The following is a 6,389-nucleotide window of genomic DNA, read 5'->3' on the forward strand; positions in this document are numbered from 1 at the left end:
CTAATTAAAACTATATCCGTATAGAAGCAATGCTACATCAAACCCTCTGCAATAGCTCTTCCTGCTTCAAGCTCTTTGTTAAAGGCTTCTCTGTAGGAAGCAAGAACGTCTGTGCTATACCCATTCGTCGTCAGCTTAGCTTTCGTATCTGTCATGATAACTTCAAACTTTGCAGAGCAATTGTCTACTTCTTGAAGTCCTTTAGCTTTAAGCTGAGCTTGAACCGTCTTATCCGTTGCCCCTACATACTGCAATCCAATATCCATAAGAGTTACCTTGCAGCTTTCTTTCAGCGCAGCAAGCTTGTTCTCTGCTTCTGCCGTAATTTGTTCATACGTCGGTTTAACTGGTACGCCACCACCGCCGGCATTACCCGTACCGCCTGTACCACCAGAGCCTCCAGTTCCGCCACCCGTGCCTGGAAGAACGACTCCGCCGCCACCTTGCTCAGCTCGATATGCTGCTGACTCACCGCTAACTGTTTTCGTCACCGGATCGTAGCTAATCTGCGTGCCTACTGATTCTGACAAGAAACGAATGGGCACATAGATCGAGCCTTTATAGGCATAGAGGGATTGACCAGTCGGCAATGCCTTCATCTTTCCATTAAACACAAGAGTTGCATTAACTGGCTGTATCGCAATTGTAACGCTCGTTTGCGGCTTCTGGCTGCCCGTAGCGGCACTCTGCAATTGTTTCTTCAGCGCAGCAAGCTCTTTCTCTGTTGGCTCGGAGATCGTCGCTTTCGCACCATCCCAATTTACTGTTTTTAGCAGCGCGTAAGAAATATAACGAATCGGTACATATGTACTTCCTTGATAAATAAATGAATATTGTCCATCGGGCAGTTTAAGCGCTTGTCCATCAAATTGCAGCTTAATGGGCTGTGTCTTTGTCTTAATCGTTTCGGTTGCTGCGGATGCAGCGGTTGCAAGTACGGATGACAACATCATTACAACTAGAAAAATAGATAGAATACGTGACTTTTTCATAGAGCCTCCTCAGAATAGTAAAGCTTACTTGTTTAGCGAGTTTGCAATTATTGCAAGCGCATTGGCTCTAGCACCAGCCTTCGCACTCTCGTATTGCGCGCTCCAATCCGGAAAGCTTTGCTCACCTAGATCAGCTGCTTTATACTCGCTCTTGGCATTGCTTATTAATTGATTGAACCTGGCATCACAATCGGCTTCCGCAGAAAATACCTTATTCAGGTATTTACTTTGAATAGTAGCAAGTGTAGCTTCTTCATCCCCGCTAAGCTCTTTCGCAATCTGCTTAACCAAGCTATTGCTGGTTGCTTGACACGAAGATTTCAGTTTTTCCAGCTTTGCTGTAACCGATGCATCAATCTCTTTTTTCTTCTGGGACTTATTTTCGGAGTTTGTAGATCCCTTATCCGGCTTTTGTCCCTTGTCTACATTATTAGACGCTTCATCTGGCGGCAAAGTTGCGCTCGGACTAGGTTTAAGGACTTCATCTGGCTGCGTCGTTGGAACTAGATCAGGCTCTTGTGATGGAGTAGCATCAGGTTCTGAAGTCTGAGCTGCCTGATTAGAAGGTTGTTCATCTGGCTGTTCCGTAATATTCGGCGACTCTTGTCCTGCATTACTATCTGCAGTTTCTTCAAGACGCCCATTCAGTTCATCTACCTGATTTAACTTCGAATAGAGACTCATGCTTCCATAAATGACAATACCGATAACAACGAGAGCACCTGCGATAATCATTAGTTTTTTGTTCGTTTTTTTCATTGTTTTGGTTTCATATGAGCCACTAAAGAAGCAATGATTGCATATGAATCTCCTTTTTAGATTTTAAAATAAAAAAAGCTGACGCTTCATAATGACGGGGCGTCAGCTTGCGGATATAGCGTTTTCAGATCTGTCAACGACGCCATTCGTGCTAGTTCATGAGACAGCCGCTAGTTTATTTTTGTGATAAACAATTCTCAAATAAATCTCCATGCGCTTTTTCTCATCTAAGCAATCTTCCCACAGCAATTCATTGAATCCCATACAGAGCTGATGCCATTCACGTACAACGTTTGCGCGCATGAACATAATAATAACCTCCATGTTTCCACATAAACCACGCGGGAGGCACGATATTCGGTAGCTGGCTGGCAGTCTTTTAAAAGATAAGCCCCTATAGCTTTGCGTCACCACTTTTCAATGGTTTTGCCTTTATCGTGTGGTTATGCGGTTGTTTTGTTTAATGGTATGGTAACAAAATTATGGGAGTGTGTACAGGGCTTAGAGCTGATTCAGTCCATAACGGCATAATATTTAAACCTACTATTTTTAAAGGTTTTAAAAATTCTACAATCCTACTTATCCCATCTTCAAAACGTCAGACTAATAAATTGGCCTTCCTTTACCCGCAGGACATCCTTGATGAAACCGTCAATCCCCTAGCATAGTACTACCATATAAAGTGTGGTAGGTATGGTACACACGAGTTATTCTGCTTTTTCTTTATCTTGGTAAGGTGAAATAGAAAAATCTTCAACATCATCCTAAGGAAAAGAAACTTTTGTGTTATTTCCGTAAATGGGATAGGAGGATACAAAGACGTATCATTTTAGGTTTACCGTTCCATTAATATGAACTAACCCATTTTTTTTGATTTTATTTAGTTAATTCAGACAACATAGAAGTATTTATCTAATCTATAATACACATGTACCATGTTGGAGTGACTAAATTTTCATTGTAATATTTTTTAAAACAATAAAGTGAACAAATATGGACAATGAAAGACATCTTTTACATCCGAGTTATTATAATTATTTTACATGTTTCAAAGTTCTATTAATTTTCGGCAATTAACTTTAGTTAAACATACAACACAAAATAAGAATTCTTAGTTCTGTATTTTAGCTGTTCATTCTATTCTCTCTAATTATGGATGTATCTGGGATTAGATTCTCATTAAAAAGACAAAGACTGCCTGTTCAAAATTCGTTTTTTCATTTTGCTCGAAGCTCTGCTTAGCGTTCTAGTTCAACATAGTATGTGGCACTGAAATCATTGATACTTTCCGTCGGTTGGCTATGGGTTGTCGGTTCATTTTTCATTTGAAAGAGCAATCCGTTTACCTGCTCCTGTGACTTCCCCCTCCAACGCCACCGCCTACCTGCTCCTCTTCGCAGTGTTGCCTATTTGTAATGCTTTTGAAGAATGTACTTTAAGGTTTCGTATTTTGATTCAAAAATGTCAAACAGATATGAATAACCTACTTTACAGATTGGACAAAAATATTTGTCCATGTATGCATCCTGTTATTAAATGCGACGTTTGATATCAATGTGTGCTCTCGAACCCATAGCCTTAGATTGCTAAACCATAGGTGTTAAATCATATCTAGCATCCGTAAGCAAAAGCGAAACTATCAGTTCAGACTGCCTTTCGGCTAACCCTCCCGGCAAGGAGATAGACATCTTCCCATCATTTTTCACGATCACCTTTGGGTTTGCAACCAAACTTTTCTCTTGGAATCTCAGCTGCTATCCAATCCGTATCCTCATTCTTCTTTTCTAGTTGGCGATCTCTAGCTACAACTGGGATCATGTCCTGTTGGAGCTCGTAACAATGTAACAAAAGAACATAATTGAGCTGAGTCGATGCTCTTAGAAAGCTTTCTCGGATACAACGCGTAAGAATGGATTATTATCTAAGGTCTCAAAGAGATAATCGTAGGTGTCTTTACGTGAAATTCCCGATATTTTGCATGGGAAACAGACTTTCTTGTTGAATATTTGAAGATGCTCATTTCTCTTCTCTTCAGTGTCTGGTAGGGATACTAAACACATTGAAATTTGGGGAGGCACTCCTTTTTATGTTCTAAAACTTTTGACCCAGTAAGGCTTTGGAATTATGAAATTGATTCAGATTGATAAAAATCCACAAACTTTTCTCCATGCTTTACATAGCCATGGTGTTCTTTTGCATACCTATGTGCTTCGGTGGATATATCTTGTCGCAATTCATTTGACATTAACATCTCTGATATTTTTTTTGCCAACTCTTCTGGATCTTGTTCTTGAACCAATAATCCATTTTCATAGTCTTTAATAACTTCTTTCATTCCTCCTATTGCGCTGGCAATCACTATTTTCCCACAAACCATTCCTTCAAGCATACTTAACGAAGTTGCTTCTTCTACATCATCTGATTTAATTGAAGGCATTAATAAAATATCAGTCATTTTATAAAATTCATCTATATGTGCATGCTCTACAGCACCAATAAATCTAACATATTCATCCAAATTGTTGCTTTTAACATATTTTTCTATATACTGTTTTTCTGGTCCATCTCCTACGATAACCAAATACGTATTTTTCACTCCATTATTTACAAGCTGCTGTAATGATTTAACGGAAAATATTACACCATTTTTTTTCACTAATCTCCTTGCTACTAATAGCATCTTTTTCTTCTCATCTATTCCCCATTTATTTCTTAATTTGCTTTTCAATTGTTCGTTCACAGGATGGAATCTTTGGTCATCAATAGAATTATAAATAACTTCCATCTTTTTATTATAATTGAAATATTCTAAAACATAATTTTTTAATCTAGTGTCTACTGTTACTACACCACTTACATTTGTTACTGCTTGTTTTTCTAAATTAATAGAATACTCAAAAACCTGATTTTCCTGATCTTTAGAAAAATAACCGTAATTTATTGCTTCTCTAGCAAAATACCCATGCAATGTTAAATATATAGGTATGTTTTTATTAGCTTTAACTAGTGCTCGTTTACACGCTACAGCTGCCATAACATCCTGTGCAGATATATAATCAAAAGTTCTTAGAGAAAGAGTCTGTGTAACCAATTTAGTCATTTCGTTTATCTTATTTTCTACAATTCTGATAAAGACACCAGATTTACTTTCCAATTTAATAGTTCTTAATAACTTATATTTAATTCTTTGTTTTTGAAACTCGARACCTTTAAGGACTTTCGGATAGACAACTTCAGTATAATGTCCATTTTCATTCCATGCTTTTTCAAGCAACTCTTGATGAATATGTTTTCCACCAACCTTAATACTTTTAGAATTGTCCGCTGATACAAGTAGTATATTCAATTAAATCACTCACCTTTATGTAGTCTCCTTAAAAAGGAAAAATTTATAAACCTATTCTTTATCAATAAAAAGATTATTAATACATTTATAAGATTCATAAAAACGGTTTGCTCGTATACTAGACATATTATGTTTGAGAATATAGTTAATAGTCCGATCATCAAATTAGCCTTACTTAATATACTAATAGAGTACTTTCTTTTCAAAAAAATATTTAATGCTATAGTTGAAAAGATGGACGTCAGCAAAGTTGTTGTCGCGAGTGTGTAAACACCGTATTTTCCAACAAATAAGAAATTAAGTATAATATTCATTATTATAAAAGTTAAACTAACTATTGTGGGTATGACTGTTTTCTTGAAAGAATAAAATATTTGTATTATTAATCCTCCCGCTCCTGTGTAAAGGTTAATAGGAAAATAAATAAGCATCAATTCAAAAATCAACTTTACGTTCTCTTCTGTCATCTGTCCTCTCAAAAATACTAAATTCAAACCGTAAAGACCGAAATTTTGCAAAAGTATCAAAATAAGTATAAATATCACCAATAAAATATTCGAAAACTTTTTAACTTTTTCTTGAACAGCTTCTAACTTATTCTCTGCAATTAGGGTTGAAATAAAAGAATATGCTGCTCCTGCAACTGGGGATGTGACAGTGCTACCCACGAGAGTTATGATTAAAAAAGAATATGTTAATGCTGAAATATCCCCAGGATTTAAGTTAGAAGCAAATCCCTTATCAACAAAATTATTTATTACTCCCATCCCACCACCAAGTATAAGTGGTAATGAAAACCATATTAACTTTATAACTTCTTTATCTAGGCCAGTAACCTTTTTGGGAATGACTAAAAGAAAAAAAATGAATCCTATCAATATTCCTATTAATTGGCTCAGAACTATAAAGATAAATTGTTTTTCTATAAATAGCCATAACGTTACAAGTGAAACAACAGCCGAAATAAAATTAATTATGTTGCTGACTCCAAAAATTTTTTCTGCCCGAAAATATCCTTCCATAGCTTTCATAAATAACTGAAAATGCGCTGATATTAAGAGAACAATGCTAAATTCATATACATACTTAATTTCCTTATCTGAAAATCCAGGAGCTAGTAACTTAATGATGAAATCATAAAAAAAATAAAATAATATTGAACTAATCATTAACAAAATTATATTTAATAATGCTACACTATAAATGAAATTCACTTTTTGTTGATCTGTTTTGCGTTCATTTAAAAAGGGAATAACTCCAGCCAAAATAGCATCTGATATTAAGTTTATAGG

At 36.0% G+C, this 6,389-nt stretch carries 5 protein-coding genes and 1 riboswitch; all 5 genes read right to left on the reverse strand.

The features are described from left to right. Positions 1–32: 32 nt before the first annotated feature. On the reverse strand, positions 33–992 hold the full coding sequence (locus AC1DSE_RS09340) for a copper amine oxidase N-terminal domain-containing protein (protein ID WP_477510963.1): 960 nt from the start codon (positions 990–992) through the stop codon (positions 33–35). Between the two features lie 24 nt (positions 993–1,016). Next, positions 1,017–1,751, reverse strand: a complete 735-nt coding sequence (locus AC1DSE_RS09345; protein WP_477510964.1) for a hypothetical protein — start codon at positions 1,749–1,751, stop codon at positions 1,017–1,019. 156 nt (positions 1,752–1,907) lie between these two features. Continuing rightward, entirely contained in the window at positions 1,908–2,060 is a 153-nt protein-coding gene (locus AC1DSE_RS09350; protein ID WP_430055687.1) for a hypothetical protein, read from the reverse strand. A gap of 47 nt (positions 2,061–2,107) precedes the next feature. Beyond that, positions 2,108–2,192: riboswitch (cyclic di-GMP riboswitch) on the reverse strand. Between the two features lie 1,681 nt (positions 2,193–3,873). Then, on the reverse strand, positions 3,874–5,097 hold the full coding sequence (locus AC1DSE_RS09355; protein ID WP_477527618.1) for a glycosyltransferase family 4 protein: 1,224 nt from the start codon (positions 5,095–5,097) through the stop codon (positions 3,874–3,876). A gap of 5 nt (positions 5,098–5,102) precedes the next feature. Further along, on the reverse strand, positions 5,103–6,389 hold a 1,287-nt coding region (locus AC1DSE_RS09360), incomplete at its 5' end, for a lipid II flippase MurJ (RefSeq protein WP_477527619.1).

This window comes from Paenibacillus sp. 01L418 (assembly GCF_056400045.1).

Coding starts and splice junctions, on each gene's coding strand:
- AC1DSE_RS09340 (WP_477510963.1), bottom strand. CDS start 992: ATGAAAAAGTCACGTATTCTATCTATTTTTCTAGTTGTAATGATGTTG.
- AC1DSE_RS09345 (WP_477510964.1), bottom strand. CDS start 1,751: ATGAAAAAAACGAACAAAAAACTAATGATTATCGCAGGTGCTCTCGTT.
- AC1DSE_RS09350 (WP_430055687.1), bottom strand. CDS start 2,060: ATGTTCATGCGCGCAAACGTTGTACGTGAATGGCATCAGCTCTGTATG.